The sequence below is a fragment of the Devosia ginsengisoli genome (assembly GCF_007859655.1).
In the GTDB taxonomy this organism is placed as follows: Bacteria; Pseudomonadota; Alphaproteobacteria; order Rhizobiales; family Devosiaceae; genus Devosia; species Devosia ginsengisoli.
Genome location: NZ_CP042304.1, coordinates 771,800 through 792,115, shown reverse-complemented (window position 1 = coordinate 792,115; position 20,316 = coordinate 771,800). Strand labels below are relative to the sequence as shown.

The 20,316-nt window shown below is 63.5% G+C and carries 24 protein-coding genes and 1 riboswitch; of the genes, 10 read left to right on the top strand and 14 right to left on the bottom strand.

Translation table 11 applies throughout. From position 1 onward, the window contains the following. Nucleotides 1–55 precede the first annotated feature (55 nt). Together FPZ08_RS03870 and FPZ08_RS03865 are read right to left on the bottom strand one after the other, a co-directional pair. Nucleotides 56–604, bottom strand: coding sequence for a YceD family protein (locus FPZ08_RS03870; RefSeq protein ID WP_146288764.1), 549 nt, complete (start codon nt 602–604; stop codon nt 56–58). Beyond that, nucleotides 601–1,128 carry a ubiquinol-cytochrome C chaperone family protein gene (locus tag FPZ08_RS03865; RefSeq protein WP_146288763.1) on the bottom strand — a complete coding sequence of 176 codons (528 nt, stop codon included), beginning with the start codon at nt 1,126–1,128 and terminating at the stop codon, nt 601–603. The genes FPZ08_RS03870 and FPZ08_RS03865 overlap by 4 nt, the downstream gene beginning before the upstream one ends. A gap of 165 nt (nt 1,129–1,293) precedes the next feature. On the opposite strand from FPZ08_RS03865, the gene FPZ08_RS03860 reads away from it, so the two are divergent. Both FPZ08_RS03860 and FPZ08_RS03855 read left to right on the top strand, forming a co-directional pair. Further along, nucleotides 1,294–1,743: an outer membrane protein assembly factor BamE gene (locus FPZ08_RS03860; RefSeq protein ID WP_146288762.1), complete on the top strand. Its 450-nt coding sequence runs from the start codon at nt 1,294–1,296 to the stop codon at nt 1,741–1,743. A gap of 147 nt (nt 1,744–1,890) precedes the next feature. Next, a complete protein-coding gene (locus FPZ08_RS03855) occupies nt 1,891–2,919 on the top strand; it encodes a peptidoglycan-binding domain-containing protein (RefSeq protein ID WP_186767199.1) in 1,029 nt (342 codons plus the stop codon). A gap of 4 nt (nt 2,920–2,923) precedes the next feature. Here FPZ08_RS03855 and nusB read toward each other — a convergent pair whose 3' ends face one another. The 8 genes from nusB to FPZ08_RS03815 form a co-directional block, all read right to left on the bottom strand. Next, a complete protein-coding gene (gene nusB / locus FPZ08_RS03850) occupies nt 2,924–3,427 on the bottom strand; it encodes a transcription antitermination factor NusB (protein WP_146288760.1) in 504 nt (167 codons plus the stop codon). A gap of 102 nt (nt 3,428–3,529) precedes the next feature. Then, nucleotides 3,530–4,627 carry a bifunctional diaminohydroxyphosphoribosylaminopyrimidine deaminase/5-amino-6-(5-phosphoribosylamino)uracil reductase RibD gene (gene ribD, locus FPZ08_RS03845; protein ID WP_146288759.1) on the bottom strand — a complete coding sequence of 366 codons (1,098 nt, stop codon included), beginning with the start codon at nt 4,625–4,627 and terminating at the stop codon, nt 3,530–3,532. Next, nucleotides 4,624–5,103 carry a transcriptional regulator NrdR gene (gene nrdR, locus FPZ08_RS03840; RefSeq protein ID WP_146288758.1) on the bottom strand — a complete coding sequence of 160 codons (480 nt, stop codon included), beginning with the start codon at nt 5,101–5,103 and terminating at the stop codon, nt 4,624–4,626. Before nrdR ends, ribD begins: the two co-directional genes overlap by 4 nt. Nucleotides 5,104–5,112: 9 nt before the next feature. Beyond that, on the bottom strand, nt 5,113–6,417 hold the full coding sequence (gene glyA / locus FPZ08_RS03835; protein WP_146288757.1) for a serine hydroxymethyltransferase: 1,305 nt from the start codon (nt 6,415–6,417) through the stop codon (nt 5,113–5,115). Between the two features lie 119 nt (nt 6,418–6,536). Further along, nucleotides 6,537–6,619: riboswitch (ZMP/ZTP riboswitch) on the bottom strand. A 48-nt stretch (nt 6,620–6,667) separates the two neighbouring features. Further along, complete coding sequence (locus FPZ08_RS03830) at nt 6,668–6,880, bottom strand: DUF6898 family protein (RefSeq protein WP_146288756.1); 213 nt, start codon at nt 6,878–6,880, stop codon at nt 6,668–6,670. Nucleotides 6,881–6,980: 100 nt separating this feature from the next. Further along, on the bottom strand, nt 6,981–8,180 hold the full coding sequence (locus FPZ08_RS03825; RefSeq protein WP_186767198.1) for a L,D-transpeptidase family protein: 1,200 nt from the start codon (nt 8,178–8,180) through the stop codon (nt 6,981–6,983). Between the two features lie 306 nt (nt 8,181–8,486). Beyond that, complete coding sequence (ldtR, locus tag FPZ08_RS03820; protein ID WP_146288754.1) at nt 8,487–8,996, bottom strand: transcriptional regulator LdtR; 510 nt, start codon at nt 8,994–8,996, stop codon at nt 8,487–8,489. A 212-nt stretch (nt 8,997–9,208) separates the two neighbouring features. Beyond that, nucleotides 9,209–9,613, bottom strand: coding sequence for a hypothetical protein (locus tag FPZ08_RS03815; RefSeq protein ID WP_146288753.1), 405 nt, complete (start codon nt 9,611–9,613; stop codon nt 9,209–9,211). A gap of 131 nt (nt 9,614–9,744) precedes the next feature. Here FPZ08_RS03815 and FPZ08_RS03810 point away from each other — a divergent pair, with 131 nt between their 5' ends. Beyond that, nucleotides 9,745–10,482, top strand: coding sequence for a helix-turn-helix domain-containing protein (locus FPZ08_RS03810; RefSeq protein WP_146288752.1), 738 nt, complete (start codon nt 9,745–9,747; stop codon nt 10,480–10,482). Here FPZ08_RS03810 and FPZ08_RS03805 read toward each other — a convergent pair. Beyond that, a complete protein-coding gene (locus FPZ08_RS03805) occupies nt 10,479–10,868 on the bottom strand; it encodes a DUF6163 family protein (protein WP_146288751.1) in 390 nt (129 codons plus the stop codon). The genes FPZ08_RS03810 and FPZ08_RS03805 overlap by 4 nt on opposite strands. Nucleotides 10,869–10,965: 97 nt before the next feature. Between FPZ08_RS03805 and hemB the strand changes: the two genes are divergently transcribed. The 5 genes from hemB (at nt 10,966) to FPZ08_RS03780 (ending at nt 15,758) form a co-directional block, all read left to right on the top strand. Beyond that, entirely contained in the window at nt 10,966–11,979 is a 1,014-nt protein-coding gene (hemB, locus tag FPZ08_RS03800) for a porphobilinogen synthase (RefSeq protein ID WP_210246856.1), read from the top strand. Nucleotides 11,980–12,170: 191 nt separating this feature from the next. After that, a complete protein-coding gene (locus FPZ08_RS03795) occupies nt 12,171–12,683 on the top strand; it encodes an RDD family protein (RefSeq protein WP_146288750.1) in 513 nt (170 codons plus the stop codon). 59 nt (nt 12,684–12,742) lie between these two features. Then, the gene (locus FPZ08_RS03790; protein ID WP_146288749.1) at nt 12,743–13,471 is read left to right on the top strand and encodes an arginyltransferase; all 729 of its coding nucleotides are present in this window, start codon (nt 12,743–12,745) and stop codon (nt 13,469–13,471) included. Between the two features lie 151 nt (nt 13,472–13,622). Beyond that, nucleotides 13,623–14,648: a hypothetical protein gene (locus tag FPZ08_RS03785; RefSeq protein WP_146288748.1), complete on the top strand. Its 1,026-nt coding sequence runs from the start codon at nt 13,623–13,625 to the stop codon at nt 14,646–14,648. A 120-nt stretch (nt 14,649–14,768) separates the two neighbouring features. Further along, on the top strand, nt 14,769–15,758 hold the full coding sequence (locus FPZ08_RS03780; protein WP_186767197.1) for an endonuclease/exonuclease/phosphatase family protein: 990 nt from the start codon (nt 14,769–14,771) through the stop codon (nt 15,756–15,758). A 135-nt stretch (nt 15,759–15,893) separates the two neighbouring features. On the opposite strand, the gene FPZ08_RS03775 is transcribed toward FPZ08_RS03780, so the two are convergent. After that, nucleotides 15,894–16,208 carry a Dabb family protein gene (locus tag FPZ08_RS03775; RefSeq protein WP_146288746.1) on the bottom strand — a complete coding sequence of 105 codons (315 nt, stop codon included), beginning with the start codon at nt 16,206–16,208 and terminating at the stop codon, nt 15,894–15,896. Continuing rightward, nucleotides 16,205–18,475 carry a DNA topoisomerase IV subunit A gene (parC, locus tag FPZ08_RS03770; RefSeq protein WP_146288745.1) on the bottom strand — a complete coding sequence of 757 codons (2,271 nt, stop codon included), beginning with the start codon at nt 18,473–18,475 and terminating at the stop codon, nt 16,205–16,207. Before parC ends, FPZ08_RS03775 begins: the two co-directional genes overlap by 4 nt. Before the next feature lie 201 nt (nt 18,476–18,676). Between parC and FPZ08_RS03765 the strand changes: the two genes are divergently transcribed. Beyond that, nucleotides 18,677–19,132 carry a MarR family winged helix-turn-helix transcriptional regulator gene (locus FPZ08_RS03765; RefSeq protein WP_146288744.1) on the top strand — a complete coding sequence of 152 codons (456 nt, stop codon included), beginning with the start codon at nt 18,677–18,679 and terminating at the stop codon, nt 19,130–19,132. Between the two features lie 63 nt (nt 19,133–19,195). Further along, nucleotides 19,196–19,609, top strand: a complete 414-nt coding sequence (locus FPZ08_RS03760; protein ID WP_146288743.1) for a hypothetical protein — start codon at nt 19,196–19,198, stop codon at nt 19,607–19,609. Here the strand turns inward: FPZ08_RS03760 and recO are convergent. After that, nucleotides 19,606–20,313, bottom strand: coding sequence for a DNA repair protein RecO (recO, locus tag FPZ08_RS03755; protein WP_146288742.1), 708 nt, complete (start codon nt 20,311–20,313; stop codon nt 19,606–19,608). The two genes, FPZ08_RS03760 and recO, sit on opposite strands and share 4 nt — an antisense overlap. Between the last annotated feature and the right edge of the window lie 3 nt (nt 20,314–20,316).

The window sequence follows — 20,316 nt, the reverse complement described above, 5'->3', positions numbered from 1 at the left end:
AGAGGCAGCCAAACATATCCCATCAGGGAGTCGGTGCAAGCCCTGCATCCCTGATCTAGCGGTCAATATCGGTGGACTTCTTGAGCTTTTCGAGCGCGGCGAAGGGGCCGGCAGGCGCTCCGGCAACATCGATGCCCAACGAGTCGAGGCTTTCCCCCGGCAGGCGCGGATAGGGATCGATCGCCAAAGCCAGCGTTTCGATCAGCAAGGCGCTGAGATCGACTTCGGGGCCATCGATATGGTCCGGAAAGTCCTCGTCTTCGAGATCGACGAACACTTCCGAGCCCGGTGTGGGCTTGTGCGCATGGGCCTCGGGCAGGAAGACACGGTCGACCACTTCCTCGACATGCTGGCCCACCGGCTCGAAGGTCACCACTGAGGGCTGGACGATGTCGGCCACCAACTGGCCCTGCGCCCTGATGCCCCCGCGCAGGGGCACAACGGTCAGCGTGGCGCTGAAGGAATCGACGGCGGAGAGCTTGAGCATCTCGGCCAGAGCGGCCCGAGTCGGCTCGTCCAGGGACACAGTGAGGTCACGGCCGGTGGCGGGCAGCCTGTCGATCCGGACGACGGCGTCGAATAGCGGCGTTTCGGTAGCGTTCACGCGGCCGCCTCGAAGCTCAGGGCGCCCTGGGTGATGGCCGTGCTGGGCTGGGCGCCGAGCGCCTTGTCCTCGGCCAGCAGATAATCGGCCAGCGCCGCAACATGGGGGCCCGTAGCGCCATCGAAGATATTGCGCGACAGCACGGCCTGCAGCGCCGCTGCGTCGTTGCGGTCCATGGCCTCGCTCATCGCCGCCAGCAGGCCGAAGAAGATATTGCCCATTTTCTGGATGCGCTTGGGCACGCCGAGATCGCCGACGCCCATTTCGCGCAGGGAGCGGTCCATATCCTTGAAAAACAGATCGAACACGGCCTGGCTGAAGTCCTTCTGCTCGCCGGTTTCGGCGCGCAGGCGGCGGAACAGCAGCGCCAGATGCAGGCTGATCATGTCGAAGCGCCCGGTCACTGTGTCAGGCACCTGCCACTCCGCATAGAACCGTGGTTGCCGGGATTGCGCCACAATGGCGCTATAGACGGCGTAAACCGGTTCGGTTGCTGTATTCTTGCGAAACAGGGACAGGATCATGGGATTGCGCTCAGCATCTTGATCGGCCTAACAAGGGCAAACGGCCCGACCGGGCCAATGCCAGCTTGCCAGAGGGACAGGTTGGCAGCTAAACATTCCGGCGACCCTGGGGTCGCCGCCTTGTTGCCGTGCCTATAGTCGAGAGCCATCGGGAAAGTCAAATTCATGCCTCTGCGTACCGTTTCCGGTTCCATCGTGCCGCTTGCCGCCGCCGCCCTGCTTGCCGTGACTCTGGCAGCATGCACGAGCAGCACGTCGCTGATCACCAAGCGGACCCAGGGATATGAAATCTCGGAAAGCGCCATGGCGCAAATCCGCCCGGGCCAGAGCCAGCAGCTTGTGACACTGGTGCTCGGCTCGCCGCAGTCGACCAATACGTTCGGCGATCAGTCTGCATTCTATTATGTCGAGACCAAGGTGCGCCAGACCGCCTTCGGCATGACGATGATCGATTCGCGCACCGTTCTCGTGGTCTATTTCGACAAGAACAAGAAGGTCGTCGACAAGGCTGTCTATGGCCTGCAGGACGGCAAGACGATCGCCATCGAAAGCCGCCGCACCCCGTCCTTCGGCGAAGACCGCAGCTTCATCGACCAGATCCTGCAGTCGTTCTAGGCGTAACGCCCGCATCGACAGCCCGCATAGCGCGCATTAAGCTGGTCGCCGATCTGGCGGCCTCTGGTAGCGAGCTTTTGCATGTTGCATGGAACGACGTCTGGAAAGGCGCTGCGGATCGCAGCCCTCATTGCATGTACCGGCCTCATGAGCGGGCCGGCTTTCGCCAAGGCCAAGCCGCAGCAGGAGGCCGCACGGCAGGCCTGCATCGGCGCCTTTGGCGACCACGATCATTTCGACTGGGTTCCCCGGATGGGGCTGGAAAATGCCCTATCCGCCTGCCAGTTCGCCATCGGGTGGTTTCCCGATGACCCGGACGTGCAGTTCTACAATGCCGTGGCGCGCGATCAGTTTGCCGAGCGCGGGGGCGACCAGCAGGACAATCTCTATGCCACCGCTGCCTATCGCAGGCTGGCCGAGCAAGGCCTGCCGATAGCACAATATGCACTCAGCACCATGTTCGACGAAGATTCAGGCGTCAGCACCGAGGACGCACTGGACTATATGAAACGCGCCCGTGATGGCGAATTCGGTGTTTCCATCAGTTGCGAAGCGCTGCGCACGTTCGGATATAGCGACCTCGACGGCAATGGCCCCAACTACGATGTCGCGGCCGCGGAGAGCGCGGCCCATGACAATTATGTCTGCGCCGGCTACCTCGCCAATATGGTCTGGAATGGCTATGCCAGCGCGAGCGACCTGCCGCTGCCGCTGGGCGAGTATGCGCGCTATGCCGCCGTGCATGGCGACCCGGCCGCGATGACGCTGCTTGGTCTATTCTACGCTTTCGGCACCGGATCTACCGAGATCGGAGCCCAGTTGCAGGGGCAATATACGGCCCGGCAGGATGCGGAGCGGGCGGGATATTGGCTTTTGCTGGCCTATTGGGGCACCAAGAGTGCGTGGAGCCAGAATAACTACGACAATTTCTGGGGCGGCGATGCCCTGGACACAGTGGCGACGGTCGAGGCGCTGCAAACCGCGCTCAAGGCGCTGGGGCGATACGATGGCGCAGTGGATGGCGTTTACGGCGCCGACCTCTACCAGGCGGTCCAGGCCTTCGGGGCGGCCGATGTCGATGCGCTGTTCCAGATGGTAAGGGCGAAGGAAAAATACGCGTCCAGCCTGGGGCCGCGCGAAGAGGTCCATATCGGGGACGGGGCGATGCCCGAGTAGAAGATCAGCTCGGCTTGCCGCTTTCGGTCAAATCCACGCCGGCTTCGCGGGCGATGGCGTCGAGCGCCGCATTGACGAGGCCGCTGGCGTCGTCCTCGTAGAAGGCCTTGGCCACGTCGACATATTCGGTGATGACGACGCGGGGCGGGATATCCTTGCGGCGCAGCAGTTCGAAGGCCGCGGCGCGCAGGATGGCGCGCAAGGTGGCATCGACCCGCTCGACCGGCCAGCCCTCGGCCAGGGCACGATCAACGGCCGGATCGATGGCCAGTTGATGCTTGGCAACACCGGTGACGATCTGGCGGAAGAAATCGGCATCGGCCGGCAGATACTGCTCGCCCTCGATTTCGCGGCCGAGGTGGAAGGCGCCGAACTGGGCCAGCGTATCCTCGAGCGTCGCCCGGCCGACATCCATCTGGTAGAGCGCCTGCACGGCGGCCAGACGCGCGGCTCCGCGCTGATTGGCGGGGCGGTCGGTCTGCGGGTCGCGTTTGGGGGCGTCGGCCATTCGAACTTTCAACTTTGCTGTGTGGCCGCTGGGCCGCGCTGCCCGGACGGGCGTCGCAACCCCATAATCTTCCACGGGAGGAACTTCAACAGGGGTGGCGGTTCAATCTGTCCGCGCAGGCCGCTCATAGAGCGTCAAATGGTCATCGCCAAGCGCCTGCCCGCCGGCTTCGACCAGGCCTGCTGCGGCCAGGACATCGGCAATTGGCCCATCCGCGCTGGCCGGAACCCCGTCGGCGCCAATGGTTTCGGCACGCGTGATCAGGGCGAAACGATCCACCAGATCGGCTTCGAGCAGGGCAGCGGCGAGGCGCTGACCGGGTTCGACCAGCAGGTTCTGGATATGCCGCTCCGCCAGGCTCGTCAGCGTCGCGGCCAGATCGGGGCGGCCTGCCTTGCCCGTGACACGCATGGTTTCGACCGAGACCGGCGCATCGATCGAAGTTGATGTTTCCGCAATGATCACAGTACGATAGCCGGAAAAGCCACCAATCAGATTCACCTTGCGATCGACGCCGGACGCACCGGCCAGCACGACCCGAAGCGGCGTCCGTCCGGGCAGGCCGGGCAGCGTCACCGTCAGCGCGGGATTGTCGGCGCGTGCCGTGGCTGCTCCGACCAGAACGGCGTCGGACCGGGCGCGCAGTATTTCGATCCAGGTCCGGGCTGGGCCTTCGACAGGCGCCCTGCCCTCGCCCTGACGACCGATCATGCCATCGGCCGAAACGGCCAGCATCGCAGTGACGAAGGGCCGATTGGCAAGATGTCGTAGAATATGGCCGGCATGCAGCGCCTGCGAGGGCGCGTGGCGGGCGAGGACAGTCTCGATGCCGGCGGATTCGAGCTGGGCCATGCTGCCACCGGCCGATTTGGGGTCAGTCGCACCGATGACGACCCGCATGATGCCGGCGCGAATGATGGCATCGACGCAAGGCGGCGTGCGGCCCCAGTGATGGCAGGGCTCCAGCGTAACGTAGAGCGTGCAGCCCGCGGCTTCGAACCCGGCCTTGGCAATCGCCTCGGCCTCGGCATGCGGGCGCCCACCCTTGGCGGTCACGGCGCGGGCAACCAGAGCCTGCATGCGCGGATCGACCACCAGGGCGGCGACAGCCGGATTATCCGCAGTGGTGCCGGCGAAGGGCGCGGCATAGCGGACGGCGGCATCGAGCCAGCGCCGGTCTTCGGCGGAAAGGCCGCTCACTCGTCGTCCCGCAGCGTGCTCTTGCCGCCTTCGGCCAAGGTGGCCAGGAAGTTGCGGAAGTCGTCTGCGGCGGAGAAATTCTTGTAGACCGAGGCAAAGCGGACGAAGGCGACGTCATCGAGGCCCTTGAGGCCATCCATGACATATTCGCCGATCTGGTCGGAGGTGACTTCCACGTCGCCAAGGCTTTCGAGCTGGCGGACAATGCCTGAAATCATGCGCTCGGTGCGCTCGGACTCCACCGCGCGCTTGCGCAGGGCTGTATAGACCGATTTGGCCAGCTTTTCGCGGTCGAACGGCACCTTGCGGCCGCTCTTTTTCACCACTGTCAGGTCGCGTAGCTGGACGCGCTCGAAGGTGGTGAAGCGGCCGCCGCATCCATTACAGACGCGGCGGCGGCGGATAGCGCCAGAATCTTCGGTCGGGCGGCTGTCCTTGACCTGCGTATCGTCGTTGCCGCAATAGGGACAGCGCATCGAAAAATCCTAGCTGGCGTAGATCGGGAAGCGCGCGGTGAGCGCCTTCACCTTGGCGCCGACAGCCGCTTCCACGGCAGCATTGCCCTCATCGGAATTGGCTTCGCGCAACCCGTCGAGCACTTCGACGATCAGGCTGCCGATTTCCTGGAATTCGGCAACGCCGAAGCCGCGCGTCGTGCCGGCGGGCGTGCCGAGGCGAATGCCCGAAGTCACGAAGGGCTTTTCCGGATCGAAGGGAATGCCGTTCTTGTTGCAGGTGATGAAGGCGCGGCCCAGGCCCTGCTCGGCCCGCTTGCCGGTGGCGTTCTTGGGACGCAGGTCCACCAGCATCAGGTGGTTGTCGGTGCCACCGGAAACCACGTCGAGGCCGTGGGCCTTGAGGGCTTCGGCCAGGGCGCGGGCATTGTCCACCACCTGACGGGCATAGGTCTTGAATTCAGGCTGCAAGGCTTCCTTGAAGGCCACGGCCTTGGCGGCGATGACATGCATCAGCGGCCCGCCCTGCAGGCCCGGGAACACGGCCGAATTGATCTTCTTGGCGATATCCTCGTCATTGGAGAGGATCATGCCGCCGCGCGGGCCACGCAGGCTTTTATGCGTGGTGGTGGTGGTGACATGGGCATGCGGCACCGGCGAAGGATGCACGCCGCCGGCCACGAGCCCGGCGATATGGGCCATGTCGACCATGAGATAAGCGCCGATGGAATCGGCGATCTGACGGAAACGCTCCCAGTCCCAGACGCGGGAATAGGCCGTGCCGCCGGCCAGGATCAGCTTGGGCTTGTGCTCATGGGCCAGCCGCTCGACCTCGTCCATATCAAGCAGGTGATCGTCGCGGCGCACGCCATAGGAGACGACATTGAACCACTTGCCGCTCATATTGACCGGCGAACCATGCGTCAGGTGGCCGCCCGAATTGAGGTCGAGGCCCATGAAGGTGTCGCCCGGCTGCAGCAGCGCCAAGAACACGGCCTGGTTCATCTGGCTGCCGGAATTGGGCTGCACATTGGCGAATTTGGCGCCGAACAGCTGCTTGGCGCGCTCGATGGCCAGGGTTTCGGCCACATCGACGAACTGGCAGCCGCCGTAGTAGCGCTTGCCGGGGTAACCCTCGGCATATTTGTTGGTCATGATCGAGCCCTGCGCTTCAAGCACGGCGCGAGAGACGATGTTTTCCGAGGCGATCAGCTCGATCTCATGCTGCTGACGGCCCAGCTCGTTCTGGATGGCCTCGGCGATCTCGGGATCGGTTTCGGCCAGCGTGTTGGAGAAGAACTTGGGAAAGAGCGAGGAAGACGTAGCGGCGCTCATGGGACAATGACCTCGCAAGAGACGAAATGGGTCGACATGGCCATGGCTTTATCATGTCGCGAACTGCGATTCCAAGGCCGGGAAGGAAGGGACATATACATAGGGGCTCCCTGGTTGCGGATGGGTGCCCAGGCGAGCGGCTCTCTAAGGTTCGCGTTCCCCGATGGTTCCCCATCTTTTCTCGCCAGTCGCGCGAACGAGGGAGTTATGGCCCAGAACGCGCTGCAGGGGAAGTGAGCAAACCGGCCATTCAGGCAAATTTGCCGGAACTGGCCGGCGGTGGCGGCGCGGCCTCCCCCAGCTTCTTGCGCAGCTTGGCCATGGCAATCTGCTGCATCTGGTATTTGTTGGCTGATACGGGCGTGATGACGATGACTTCGGTGCCCGTGGCAGCGTCGATGGCAGCGACCCGCATCTGCTGGCCGACCTGCACGAATTCGAAATAGACCTCATTGTCGGCCATGGCGCATTCCCCCGCCGCCACATTAGCAGGATTCCATGCGCGCCAAAAGCAAACGCCCTCCGCAAGGGAGGGCGCTGCAAATCGCTGAACCGCAAAAGACTCAGGCCTGTTCGAAGGACACCTTGCCCTGCTCGTCGAACTTGTAGACGTCGTCACGGAAGCTGACCGTGCCCTGGCGATTGGCCCAGGCGGTGATGTAGGTGGTGTGGATCGGCACGCGGGCCTTGCATTCCACATCGAGTCGCTGCAGCGACTCGAAGGTCATGTCCACCTTGGTCTGGTCCCAGTCGCCATTGTCGCGCAGCAGCCAGGCAACCAGCTGGTTCACCCCCTCGACGCGCACGCAGCCCGACGAATGGAAGCGGGCATTCTCGCCGAACAGCGCCTTGGTCGGCGTGTCGTGCAGGTAGCAGTCATAGGGATTGTAGAAGTTGATCTTGCAGTGGCCCATCGAGTTTTCGGCGCCGGGCTCCTGGCGATACATGTAGTTGATGGCGTTGCCGAGATTGTTCCAGTCGATGCTGGCGGGCGAAATCTCGGTGCCGCTGCCGTCATAGATATGGATGTTCTGCTTGGCCAGGTATTCAGGATCTTCCAGCATGTACTTGGTCAGGTCGCGCTCGACCAGTGACTTGGGCACGTGCCAATAGGGGTTGAAGTTGATCTGGCTGATCTTGCTGGCCATGATCGGGGTGGCGCGATCGACGCGGCCGACGACGGCCGTGTGGCGCTGCTCGACCATGCCGTCATTGACGGCCTCGATGGTCGCCGCCGGGATGTTGACCACGACGTAGCGCGGATTGAGGTTGGCGGCCATGCTCTGGACGCGCGTGAAGTTCAGATAGAGCTGCTGCAGGCGCGTGGTGGCCGGCACGTTCATCGCATACCAGGTCGCCTCGTCCACCTGGCCGTTGAGCACCAGGCCGTGGCGCGCCTGGAAGGTGCGGACGCCGCGATCGGTTTCTTCGTCGAACAGGTCGTTGACATTGGGCACCAGCGGCATGTCGCCCGACGAGATCAGGCGGCGCTTGAGTGCGATCACCGCGGGACTGGACTTGCCGATCATCAGGCGGAAGGCTTCCTGGGGAATTTCTTCCCAGCCGCCATTGGCCACGAAAGGCTCGTATTGCGAGATGGCGAGCTGCAGGTTGTGGACCGTGTCGTAGGACAGGATCGGCTCATTGGTGGCGATCAGCGCTTCGGCGGCCGCCGTATTGCCGTCCTTGTCGACATTGCGCAGCACATTGCCGCGATTCATCAGGTCAAAGATCGATTCCTGCCCGCGCGCCAGGGCAGGCATAGCCAGCGATGCCCCGGCCAGAGCCGTATACCGGAGCAGAGAACGTCGATTCAGCCGCATCAATTCACCCGAAATTTCCAGCCGCGAAGCAGGCCGGTTTTTTACCATCGCATCCCCCAGGTCACAACGCGCTCAACCGCATGTGAACCCGGCAAGGACTTCATGAACCACTAATACGCAGGAAATGGTTGCAAACCACTAACCATGCAGTTCACGCGTGTTTGCGGCACAAATGTGAACGCCGGCCCCAGGGGACCGGCGTTTGCATAACGGTGTGGCACGACTGCAACAGAGGCAGTAGCGGCCTTAGAGCTTGTAGAGGATCTGGTCGACCCAGAAGCGCTCAAGGCGGGCGAGGGCCTTGTTGAGGCCGTCGAATTCGTCGTCGCCCAGGCCACCGACCTTATCGATGGATTTCAGGTGACGGTCATAGAGCTCGTCGATCACTTCGGCCACTTCCTCGCCCTTGGGGGTCAGCCGGATGCGGACCGAGCGGCGGTCGGAGCGGGAGCGCTCCTGGAAGATGTAGCCGGTTTCGACCAGCTTCTTGAGATTGTACGAGACGTTGCTGCCTAGATAGTAGCCGCGCGAGCGCAATTCGCCGGCGGTCAGTTCGGCATCGCCGATATTGAACATCAGCAGGGCCTGAACCGGGTTGATATCGTCCCACCCCATGCGGTCGAACTCATCCTTGATGAGATCGAGCAGGCGGCGGTGGAGACGTTCCACACGGGAAACCGCTTCCAGATAGAGCGGCTTCAGGCTCTGCGGACGTTCCGGGACGATGGCCTCGGCTGCGTTGGATTTGATTGCCATTTGTGCCTCACTGTTTTGCAGTCTGTGCGATTTTTCGCATCTCATGAGGCCAAACTACGGCGTGCGGACTAAGATCGCCCTAAGCGACGTGATTAAGCACATCTTACTGGAAAACAATGAGAATTTGGCTTTATTCTTCGTTACACCAGTGCATAAATTTGTAACCTTACGAGGGTGTGAAGAGCGGCAGGGCCGCCCTTCACCTGCCAGCGTCAGGCCAGGGCGCGGGCACCCGCCAGCTTGAGCGCGAGAACGCCGGCAACGGCAATCCCCTGCCCCGCCAGCAGTACCAGGCCAAGCGGGCTGAGGCTCGGGGCGTGCAGCAGAATGAGCGCGATGCTGCCACCCACCCAGGCGATATCACCCATGATATTGCCGCGAACCACGCCCTGCGCCGGATGCCCGGTCCGCGCTATCCAGGCATTGAAGGCGGCCCAGGGCAGCAGGAGCAGACCGATGGTCCACAGGAAGCCTGATGGCAGGCTCCAGCCGGCCATCTGCGTCAGCGGTTCGGCCAGCACCAGCAGCGCGATGCCCATGGCAGCCGACACGATGGCATCCACGCCATAAACAAGATGCGGATCGAGGCGGGGCGAGGTCTGGATCATTGTAGTCATGACGGCACTCCGTGTTCGGGTTTGTCGATGGCCCGAGGGTGCCGCGGCTGAGGTCATGGTTTCAATTACGTGCAAGGTAATGGAATAGCGGCTCCACCCGGTTCATGGTGGCGAGCCAATGGAGGGCAATGATGTTCAGCACGATATTGCGGGAGTGGCGCGGCCTGCGCGGCATGAGCCAGCTCGAGCTGGCGCTGAGTGCGGACGTCTCGGCGCGGCACGTCTCGTTCATCGAGTCCGAACGGTCAAAGCCCAGCGTGGATATGGTGCTCAGGCTGGCCGAGGCACTGACCCTGCCGCTGCGCGAGCGCAATGCCATGCTGGTCGCCGCGGGCTTCGCGCCGCAATTCGGCGACAGCGACTGGCACAGCAAGGCGATGGCGGAAGTGCGCCAGGCGGCAGGCCTGCTGCTCAAGGCGCATGAGCCCTACCCCGCCATCGTGCTCGACATGGCCTTCAATATCCTCGACGCCAATCCGCCGGCCCTGAACATGATCGGCGCCGACAGGGAGCTATTGGGCCGGGTCAACCTGGTCGACCTGGTCTACAAGCCGGGTACCGTGCGCGAGTCGATCGTCAACTGGACCGATGTGGCCGAATATCTGTTGCATCGGATGCGCGAGGGTGTGCGGCGGCACGGGCCACAATCGGCCATGGGCGCCGTCCTGCGGCGCGCCATGGCACAACCGGGGGCCGCGGAACTCTCCACCGTGCGCAGCCATTGGCGCGGATCGGTGCTGCTGCCGCTGGAATTCCGGCTCAATGGCGAAGTGACGCGCTGGTTCACCACCGTCATCAGCTTCGGGGCGCCACAGGATGCGATGGCCGAGGAAATCACCATCGAGCAGTTTCACCCGAACGTGGTCTAGTCGGCAGCGCGAGCCCGGTTGAGGCGGATGGACAGTACGAAGATGACAATGATCGACACCAGCAGCACCAGCCGCACGGCAAAGCCGAAGGCGGTCATGCGGACATCGGGATTGCCGAGCAGGTAAAGCGCCAGTTCGAGCACTGTCGCCCCAACCAGCAATACGGCGCCCCAGCTCGCCTTGATCCACAGGCCGACGGCGGCAAACAGCCGGGCCAGCGCGAAAATGGCGAGATAGACGAAGCCGGTCATGCCCATTGTCTCGATAGGGCTGACGGCGCCCAGATTGACGCCGAGCAGGCGGGCCGCATCGTTGAGCCCCAGCAGCAGGCTGATGATGGCGACGATGCGGATATAGATGGCAATGGGTGGGGAGCTGAAATCCATGCCGGTTTTCTATCCCCATGCAACAGATGCGACAAGCCGGAGCTTGGACGGGCGGACAGGCGCTGCTAAACGGAACGCACAGACAAGGAGCCACTCCATGGCCGACACCTGGCAGAAGCACGATATGGCATTTCTCGGCGGACAGCGGCTGCGCCGCACGCGCCGCACCGCCTGGAGCCGCGCCATGGTGCGCGAAACCGTGCTGACGCCATCCGACCTGATCTGGCCGCTCTTCGTCATCGAGGGGCAGAACGAAAAGACGCAGATCCGCACCATGCCCGGCGTTGAGCGACTCAGTGTCGATCTCTGCGTCGAGGCGGCCAAGGCAGCGCGCGACGCGGGCATTCCGGCACTGGCGCTGTTTCCCAATACGCCTGACCATCTGCGCAGCGAGAACGGCGCCGAGGCCTATAACCCTGATAATCTGATGTGCCGGGCGCTATCGGCCATCAAGAGCGCCGTGCCCGAAGTGGGGCTGATCGCCGATGTGGCGCTGGACGAATATTCCAGCGACGGCCAGGACGGACTGGTGCGCGACGGCGAAATCCTCAACGACGAGACCGTCGACGTCATGATCCGCTCGGCCTTGGTGCAGAGCCAGGCCGGCGCCGACATCATTGCCCCCTCGGACATGATGGATGGCCGCGTCGGCGCCATCCGCGCCGCACTGGACGACGAGGGGCACGAGCAGGTCCAGATCATGGCCTATGCCTCCAAATATGCCTCCTGCTTCTATGGACCGTTCCGCGAAGCGGTCGGCTCGGGCAGCCGGCTCAAGGGCGACAAGCGCACCTATCAGATGGACTATGCCAATTCCGACGAGGCGATGCGCGAGATCGAGCAGGACATTGCCGAAGGCGCCGACAGCGTCATGGTCAAGCCCGGCCTGCCCTATCTCGATATCGTGCGGCGGGCGCGGGACAGCTTCAACATCCCCATCTACGCCTACCAGGTGAGCGGGGAATACGCGATGATCGAGCTGGCGGCCGCGGCCGGCGCCATCGACCGCAACGGGGCGATCCTGGAAAGCCTCCACGCCTTCAAGCGCGCCGGGGCCAATGGGGTACTCACCTATTTCGCGCTGGAAGTGGCGCGGGAACTGGCGCGGTAGGTCTGGGACACGCCCTCGTGGTTCGAGGCTCGCGAAGGGCTCGCACCTCACCATGAGGGCTACTTGGGACTCGGCGTATCAACAGCCCTCATGGTGAGGTGCGCTTCTTCAGCGCCTCGAACCACGAGGGCGTGGCACGATTTTACATCCTTCCCCTTGCACCCTGCCCCATTGGTGACAATGTTCTGCTCATGAACCAGAACCAGACCACCCTGCCCGATCCCGCCACGGCCCCCGAACTGTTCGAGGGCGTGCTGACCCGCCGCGTGCTGGCTTTCTTCATCGACCTCTTTGTCATGGGGCTGATGATTCTGGCCTTTGCCTTTGTCGGGTTGATCGCCGGCTTCCTGACCTTTGGCCTGGCCTGGCTGGCGCTGATCTTCGTGGTTCCGGCCACTATCGTGCTCTATTATGGCGCGACGCTCGGCTCGCCCCGGCGCGCCACCATGGGCATGCAGATGATGGATATCGTGCTGACCCCGACGCGTGGCCAGCCGCTCGACGGGTGGATGGCCATCATCCATGCCGCCGTCTTCTGGCTGACCACCTGGATTTCCTGGCCGCTGTCGCTGCTCTTCGCGCTGTTCACGCCGCGCCGGCAGATGATCCACGACCTGATCACCGGCACATTGATGGTGCGGCGCTCGCCCATGGTGCGCCATTGGCGGCAGGCGCGTTCGCCGCAGGCCAGCAGCGCATATTGAGTCATTGCCGGGTCTGAGGCGCGGGAGTACATTCTCCTGATTGCACTCAAGGGTCATGAATGACCGACCAGACGCCGGAAACCACGCAGCTCTTCCTGACCGCGGCCATGCCGTGCCCCTACCTGCCGGGCAAGCAGGAGCGGAAGCTGTTTACCCATTTGACGGGGCGGCGCGCGGCGAACCTGCACCACCTGCTGAGCGAGAACGGCTTCCGCCGCAGCCAGAACCTGATCTACCGGCCGGCCTGCGAAGGCTGCAATGCCTGCCAGTCGGTGCGCATCGTCGCCAATGACTTCGTGGCGTCGAGCCGCTTCCGCCGCGTGCTGCGCCACAATGACGACCTGTCGGTCGAAGTGCGGCCCATCACGGCGACCAGCGAGCAATACGAGCTGTTCAAGCGCTATCTGGAATCGCGTCATGCCGGTGGCGGCATGAACCAGATGAGCTTCGTCGACTACGAATATATGGTCGAGGATACGCCGGTGCAGTCCGTGCTGGTCGAATACCGCCTGCGCAACCACCCCGACCAGACCCTGGTGGCGGTGGCCCTGACCGATGTGATGCCCGACGGGCTCTCCATGGTCTATTCCTTCTTTGACCCCGACCTCGCCTCGCGCAGCCTGGGGACTTACCTCATCCTCGACCATATCGCGCAGGTCCGCTCGGCGGGCTTGCGCTACGTCTATCTCGGCTATTGGGTCAAGGATTCGCCGAAGATGGCCTACAAGGCTTTGTACAAGCCTCTGGAAGTCCAGCGGGGCACGCTGGGCTGGTGTTCGCTCGACTAAGACTATCACGTTACTTCGAAGCTGAATTGTTTCTGACGCAGACCGTCAGCTATCGTTCAGCCGTTTACTGACAGTGATCAGCGCGGGCGGCTGTGGACCGATGGGAAACGGGGCGCCCTCTTCTTCCATCCTTTGTCCATGGAGAACCTCGTTGAAGATCAGAAGCATCTACCTCGCGTCCCTCCTGCTGGCCGCCCTGCCGGCCACCGCCTTTGCGCAGGCCGCCGTGCCGCCCAATGTCGATTTCACCGCCGGGGCGACCATGCCCTCGCTCAAGGACCCGTCCCGCAAGGACGTTTTCGCCGTCACCATCGGCGATGCCCAGGTCAAGACCCAGCTCGAGCTGACCTGCTCGGCTGGCTATACCCAGTTCCTCGTCGTGCGCTCGGACAAGGCCTGTGCCGTGGCCGGCAGCGGCTCGATCGTCAATCCGGCCAACCAGCAATTGCTGCCGCGCACCCAGTATTCGGGCGGCTACACGGTCAATGCCGATGGCTATACCGATGGCTCCGGCATGGCGGTCAACTACCTGGCCCTCGGCAAGGTCGCGCCCTCGGCCGGCGCCTTTGCCGGCTCGATGAACCTCAAGCCGGAAGTCACCTCCAGCGGCGCCTCGGCGCTCAAGGATTCGATCATGGCCAATCTCGGCCAGAATTCCGGCGGGTCGGTCATCGATGACCGCGTCGATACGGTCGACCTGACGCGCCTCTTCATCCCCTCGGCCGGCCTGCCGTCCGATACGGGCTGCACCTGGTCGGGCAATATGGTGTTCGCCTACCAGACCGAAAGCTGGTTCCTCGACCTCAAGGCGAGCTGCGCCGAAAAGGAATATGTGCTCAAGGGCAACATGCCCTGGACCGACTCGCCCGGTGTCGATGCCCAGACCCAGTATGACCTGACGCTCACCCTGCCCACTGCCGGTGCCGCCAGCGACGATGCCTTGTTCGTCGTGGGCGATGCCAATAGCGACCTGTTCGCGGCGGCCGACGGCATTACCGCGCAGATCATCATGAAGGAATCCAAGCACGTCACCATCGATATCGATGGCGTGCTCACCGAAACCCCGTCGCAGGTCGATGCCTCGGGCCAGTTCGTCGGTACCAATGTGCCGGTGGAAGTGGTGCGCTCGCTGGCGACGCTGTTCGGCCTGCTGTCGTCGAACCTGTTCGGCGCGTAAGCAAGCCCGCAATCCTGCTGCAAAGGGCGGCCCCCGGGTCGCCCTTTTTCGTTGCCCCGGCCTTGCTTGCGCCATATGTCTCGGCGACATCGCCCCTCATGCCCACCTGCCGGACCTGCCATGTCTTTGTTGTTTAAGCTGATCCGGCTTGGTCTCGTGCTGGGCGCGCTTGGCGTGGCCATGCTCGCCATCCTCGCACTGTTCGGCTTTGCCGTGCCAGAACTCGACCTGCTGAACCATGCGCAGATCTTCCTACTGCCGGGCACGCTGCTCGGTCTCGTTATCGTCGCCGTGCTGCTGCGCGGCACGCTGCGCAGCGTTGCGGTCATCGTGGTTCTGGTCGGGCTGGCCGCATCGGCCAATGTGATGCTGCCCGAATTCATCGGCTCGCAGCAGGCCCGGCCGACGGCGCCCGCAAGCGGCACCGTCACCATGATGACGCATAATCTGTTCGGCATGAATTACGAGATGGAAAAGGTCATCGCCGCGATCAGGGCCGAAGACCCCGATATCATCGTGCTGCAGGAATATTTCGGCGAACAGGCGACGGACCTGCATCCCCTGCTACTGGCGGATTACCCGTTCTTCGTGCGCTGCCGCGGCGGCAAGCGGGCCAATCTGGGGCTCTATTCCCGCCTTCCCTTCGCGCAGGTGGATGACGGGGCCTGCCCCAACAATGCCTATGGCACGACCCGCACCGCGCATATCCTCGCCGATTTCCAGACCGAGGATGGCAAGACCTTCTCGGTCATCACCACCCATATGGACTGGCCGATCCCCGTCGCGCGCCAGCATGAGCAGCTCGACGCGCTGTCCGAGGTGGTGGACAAGATCGAGGGACCGATGATCCTGGCGGGGGATTTCAACTCGACCCCGTGGTCTTATTCGCTGCGCGACTTCGTGGCCCGCAACGGGTTTACCCGCGAGACCGTGAACCTCGTGACCTACCCACTGAGCTGGTTCTATTTCGGCGCCTGGCGCGACACGATCCCGTTCCTGCCGCTGGACCATGTGATGACACGCGGTGGCGTCGTGGTGCACGACCTGCATGCCGGCCAGAAAACCGCGAGCGATCACCTGCCGGTGGTGTTCACGTTTTCGGTGGAGTGATCGGGGGCACGCCCTCGTGGTTCGAGGCTCGCAAGGGCTCGCACCTCACCATGAGGGCTACTGATACACCAAGCCAGAAGTAGCCCTCATGGTGAGGTGCGCTTCTTCAGCGCCTCGAACCACGAGGGCGTGGCACTAAGCCCCCACCTTCAAATCGAACACGATCAGCCCGTCCCGGCCGCCTTCCAGCGCCGCCACCAGCCGGCTGCCCGCTGCCTTGTGGGCCGGATGCGGCAGGTAGCGGTCACATGCGGCTTCATCGGCGAAATCCATGATGAACCCGTCATTGAAGCCCTGGCTGCGCCCCTCGGGCGAACTATTGGGGCCGAAATCGAAGGCGAGCAGGCCCTCGATCTGCCCCACCAGGGCGCCGAGCCCGGCATAGATTGCGGCGCGCTCGTCGGCGCCGACATCGCTGCGGAACTTGACGAAGACGCAGTGGCGGATCATCCGACGAACTTGTTGTTGCGCGGGAAACCGTTGGGCGGCTGGCGGCCGGCGGCGGCACGGTCACCAAGCCAGTCGGTCAGTTCCTCGGTAGGCTTGGTATAGGTCCGGCCCGACGAATCCATCCAGGTCAGCCCATCGGCGGCCCAGAAAGTCCTAAGGTCGGAAATGCCGCCATCCTTGTAGCGCTGCAGGCGCACGCCCTTGCCGCGGCTCATCTCGGCCAGTTGGCTCAGCGGGAAGACCAGCAGCTTGCGGTTTTGCCCGATAACGGCAACCCGGTCACCGGCCACAGGCACCAGCAGGGCCGCCTCGTCCGGCGCGCCGACATTGAGGATCTGCTTGCCCTTGCGGGTATTGGCGATCATCTCGTCCTCGCCGACGATAAAGCCATAGCCCGCAGACGAGGCGACGATGCGCTTCTGGCCGGGGCGATAGACGAAGATATCGACGATATCCTGCCCCTCTTCGATATCTACCATGATGCGAACCGGCTCGCCCTGCCCGCGCCCGCCCGGCAGCTTGTCGCCGGCCAAAGTATAGACCTTGCCGCCGGTGGTGAGCATCAGCAGCTTGTCGGTGGTCTCGCATTTGATGGCGATCTTGAGCCGGTCGCCGCTCTTGAAGCCGCGCTCGTCGTTGACATCGGTGCCATGGCCGCGCGGCGCGCGAATCCAGCCCTTTTCGGAGAGGATGACGGTGATCGGCTCGCGCTCGATAAAGGCCTCGGTGACTTCGGCCAGGTCGGCGGTCGGCGTATCGCCCAGAATGGTGCGGCGGGCGCCCAGCGCATGGGGCGTGCCATCGGCATTGGTGAGCGGATAGGCCTTTTTCAGCGCCTCGATTTCTTTGCTGATATTGCCCCATTGCCGCTTGTCGGAGGCCAAAAGGCCTTCGAGATGCGCCTTTTCCTCGGTCAGGTCGGCATGCTCCTTGCGCAGCTCGATTTCCTCGAGCTTGCGCAGGGAGCGCAACCGCATGTTGAGGATGGCTTCGGCCTGCACGTCAGTCAGTTCGAATGTCGCCATCAGCGAGGCCTTGGCATCGTCCTCCTCGCGGATGATGCGGATCACCTCGTCGAGGTTGAGATAGGCGATGATATAGCCGGCCAGCACTTCGAGCCGGTGGGCGATCTGTTCCAGGCGATGGGTCGAGCGGCGGACCAGCACTTCCTTGCGATGCTCGAGCCAGGCCTTGAGCACCTGGGCCAGCCCCATCACCTTGGGCACGGCGCCCTTGTCGAGCACGTTGAGGTTGAGTGGGAAGCGGGTTTCGAGATCAGTGGTCTTGAACAACTGCTCCATCAGGATGACCGCATCGACGGTGCGGGCACGCGGTTCGAGCACCAGGCGGATATCGTCAGAGCTTTCGTCGCGCACGTCCTTGAGCAGAGGCAGCTTCTTGGCCAGCAGCAATTCGGCGATCTTTTCGACCAGCCGCGACTTCTGCACGCCATAGGGAATTTCGGTGACGACGATGAGATAGACGCCGCGGCCGGTTTCTTCCACTTGCCACTTGGCGCGCAGGCGGAACGAGCCGCGGCCGGTCTCGTAGGACTGGGCGATGGACGATGGCGACTCGACCAGGATGCCCCCGGTGGGGAAGTCGGGCCCCTTCACGAACTGAGTCAGGTCGTGGGCGGAAGCCGCTGGATTGACATTGATAAGATGCAAAGCGGCATCGCACAGCTCGGACACATTGTGCGGCGGAATCGAGGTCGCCATGCCCACGGCAATGCCGGTCGAGCCATTGGCCAGCAGGTTCGGGAAGTTCGATGGCAGGACGACGGGCTCTTCGTCCTCGCCGTCATAGGTCGGCTTGAAGTCGATGGCGTTTTCGCCGATCCCCTCGAGCAGGCGCATGGCGATGTCGGTCATGCGGCTTTCGGTATAGCGCATGGCCGCGGCGCTATCGCCGTCGATATTGCCGAAATTGCCCTGCCCATCGACCAGCGGATAGCGCTGGGCAAAATCCTGCGCCAGGCGCACCAGCGCGTCATAGATCGACTGGTCGCCATGCGGATGGAATTTGCCGATCACGTCGCCGACGATACGGGCGGATTTCTTGTAGCCCTCGTTCGGCGCCAGCTTGAGCAGGCGCATGGCATGAATGATGCGGCGATGCACGGGCTTGAGCCCGTCACGCGCATCGGGCAGCGCCCGCTGGGTGATGGTGGAGAGAGCGTAGGAGAGGTACCGCTCCTCAAGGGCCTGCTTCAGGTCGACGACGCGCTGGTCGTCGGCAGGCGGGAGGGTATCGCTATCAGACATAGGCAGGCATTCCGGGGGAACGAATCAGGAAAGCAGTATAGCGGGCGAGGCCGGCTTTGTGCGCAAACACGCGGTTTTGCACGGGTTATGGCGCACTACACTGCCATTTTCCTTGGGACGGATGGGCGAACATTTGGTCCTTCGATCCATCAAAGTATATGACAGGACCAAAGAGCAAAATTCCGTCTGGTGACTATTGGCATGAACTCGCCCTCCTCCGCCCGAAATGATGCTGCGCGCCAGGCGTGGCGCCTGATGTTCGATATCCTGATGCAGACAAATGCCGGCCGCCAGGAAAGCCTGGGCCGGCGCAACCTGACGCCCAACGACTCGCGGGCCCTCTACACGCTGGATCGCGACGAGGGAAAGGCCATTGGGGCGCTGGCGCGGCAATGGGGCTGCGACCCGTCCACCGCAACCTGGGTGGTGGACCGGCTGGAAAAGGCCGGACTTGCCGAGCGCCGCCCCTCGCCCACCGACCGCCGCGTCAAGCTGGTGGCGCTGACCGCGCAGGGCGCCACAACCATGCATGACCTGCTCGCCGAATTCCACGAGCCACCGGACATGCTGAACAATCTCACCGCCGCGGAGCTGGAAACCTTCCAGGCGCTGCTGGCAAAACTGACCAAAACCCCGGCCGATAATTCATTTGAGTAATCCAATATATTGACCCATCTAACTGACCGGCGTAGGATCGGCTCCGATCGAATGGAGGTTTTGATGGACACTCTCATGATCGTCGTGATCGTGATTCACGCCAGCGCCGGAGTCTTCTGGGCCGGCTCCACCGCGACACTGGCCAATCTCGGCCCGAATGCCGGCAGTTCGGCCGAGCGGCTGTTTCCCTTCCAGATGGGTTCGGCGGGGCTGACGGTCCTGACTGGCCTGGCGCTCTGGGCCTATTGGCGCGGTGGCGCCCTGGGCACGTCGGAACTGATCCTGCTGTTCGGAATCCTGGCCGCCGTTATTGCCGGCGCTGTCCAGGGCAGCATTGTCGGCCCGGCGCGCCGCGCCCTTGCCGGCGGCAATAGCGCCGAAAGCGCCCTGCATCAACGGATGGCCGGCGCCCATCGCGCGGCGGCCGGGTTGCTGACGATCACGGTCATAACCATGGTCATCTCCCGCTTCTTCTAGGGTTCCGCAGACAGTTGCTTGACAATCGTGTCGCGTATTGCCGGCACGGTGAGACGGCGCGGCCCCCAGACCTGAATCTGGAGAAAATGTGCCGTCAGACGCAGCGCGTCTTCAATGTCATGCGGGCTGGCATTGCCCCTCGCGGTGAGGAAGCTCGGCAGCGGCAGCAGGCGGTCGAGATAGGGCGCCGCGGCGGCGCGGGACACCGCCCTGCCCGATTTGGGCGAGACATGGGTGAGATCATCACGCGTGCCTGACACGGCGCAGGAGTTGAGATCGAGGCCGAAGCCGAGATCGTCAAGCAGTGCTAGTTCGAACCGGGCCAGGGCGGCGCCATCGGGCGCGCTTTCGATCAGCCGCAGGGCCATGCCGAGCAGGCGATCATGCGGATCGCGCTCGGGAAGCAGGCGCAGGTGTTCGCAGACGAGCTGGCTGAGATAGAGCCGGGTGCGGTCGGCAATCAGTTCGGCGGCGCGGGCCTGCAGCAATTCGACCGTGAACGTGCCCAGATGGTCTTCCAGCCGCGCCCGCCAGGTGAGTTGGACGGTATTGCCGGGCTGGAGCGCAGCGGCGAGCTTGGTCGAGCGGCCACCGCGGACAAGGCCGAGATGGCGGCCACGGCCGGCCACCATGGCTTCGGCAATGACGCTGCTCTCGCCATGGCGGCGCACGCCGATCAGCAGGGCTTCACCGGTCCATTCCATTTA

Excerpts from the sequence above, each read along its gene's own strand:
- FPZ08_RS03825 (WP_186767198.1), bottom strand. The coding sequence starts at position 8,180 with ATGCCTGCCCTGGCGCGCGGGCAGGAATCGATCTTTGACCTGATGAAT.
- FPZ08_RS03865 (WP_146288763.1), bottom strand. The coding sequence starts at position 1,128 with ATGATCCTGTCCCTGTTTCGCAAGAATACAGCAACCGAACCGGTTTAC.
- FPZ08_RS03795 (WP_146288750.1), top strand. The coding sequence starts at position 12,171 with ATGAACCAGAACCAGACCACCCTGCCCGATCCCGCCACGGCCCCCGAA.
- FPZ08_RS03810 (WP_146288752.1), top strand. The coding sequence starts at position 9,745 with ATGTTCAGCACGATATTGCGGGAGTGGCGCGGCCTGCGCGGCATGAGC.
- FPZ08_RS03805 (WP_146288751.1), bottom strand. The coding sequence starts at position 10,868 with ATGGATTTCAGCTCCCCACCCATTGCCATCTATATCCGCATCGTCGCC.
- FPZ08_RS03780 (WP_186767197.1), top strand. The coding sequence starts at position 14,769 with ATGTCTTTGTTGTTTAAGCTGATCCGGCTTGGTCTCGTGCTGGGCGCG.
- FPZ08_RS03765 (WP_146288744.1), top strand. The coding sequence starts at position 18,677 with ATGAACTCGCCCTCCTCCGCCCGAAATGATGCTGCGCGCCAGGCGTGG.
- FPZ08_RS03775 (WP_146288746.1), bottom strand. The coding sequence starts at position 16,208 with ATGATCCGCCACTGCGTCTTCGTCAAGTTCCGCAGCGATGTCGGCGCC.
- recO (WP_146288742.1), bottom strand. The coding sequence starts at position 20,313 with ATGGAATGGACCGGTGAAGCCCTGCTGATCGGCGTGCGCCGCCATGGC.
- ldtR (WP_146288754.1), bottom strand. The coding sequence starts at position 8,996 with ATGGCAATCAAATCCAACGCAGCCGAGGCCATCGTCCCGGAACGTCCG.
- FPZ08_RS03855 (WP_186767199.1), top strand. The coding sequence starts at position 1,891 with ATGAGCGGGCCGGCTTTCGCCAAGGCCAAGCCGCAGCAGGAGGCCGCA.
- hemB (WP_210246856.1), top strand. The coding sequence starts at position 10,966 with ATGGCCGACACCTGGCAGAAGCACGATATGGCATTTCTCGGCGGACAG.
- FPZ08_RS03815 (WP_146288753.1), bottom strand. The coding sequence starts at position 9,613 with ATGACTACAATGATCCAGACCTCGCCCCGCCTCGATCCGCATCTTGTT.
- FPZ08_RS03760 (WP_146288743.1), top strand. The coding sequence starts at position 19,196 with ATGGACACTCTCATGATCGTCGTGATCGTGATTCACGCCAGCGCCGGA.
- FPZ08_RS03830 (WP_146288756.1), bottom strand. The coding sequence starts at position 6,880 with ATGGCCGACAATGAGGTCTATTTCGAATTCGTGCAGGTCGGCCAGCAG.
- nrdR (WP_146288758.1), bottom strand. The coding sequence starts at position 5,103 with ATGCGCTGTCCCTATTGCGGCAACGACGATACGCAGGTCAAGGACAGC.
- glyA (WP_146288757.1), bottom strand. The coding sequence starts at position 6,417 with ATGAGCGCCGCTACGTCTTCCTCGCTCTTTCCCAAGTTCTTCTCCAAC.
- FPZ08_RS03860 (WP_146288762.1), top strand. The coding sequence starts at position 1,294 with ATGCCTCTGCGTACCGTTTCCGGTTCCATCGTGCCGCTTGCCGCCGCC.
- parC (WP_146288745.1), bottom strand. The coding sequence starts at position 18,475 with ATGTCTGATAGCGATACCCTCCCGCCTGCCGACGACCAGCGCGTCGTC.
- nusB (WP_146288760.1), bottom strand. The coding sequence starts at position 3,427 with ATGGCCGACGCCCCCAAACGCGACCCGCAGACCGACCGCCCCGCCAAT.
- FPZ08_RS03790 (WP_146288749.1), top strand. The coding sequence starts at position 12,743 with ATGACCGACCAGACGCCGGAAACCACGCAGCTCTTCCTGACCGCGGCC.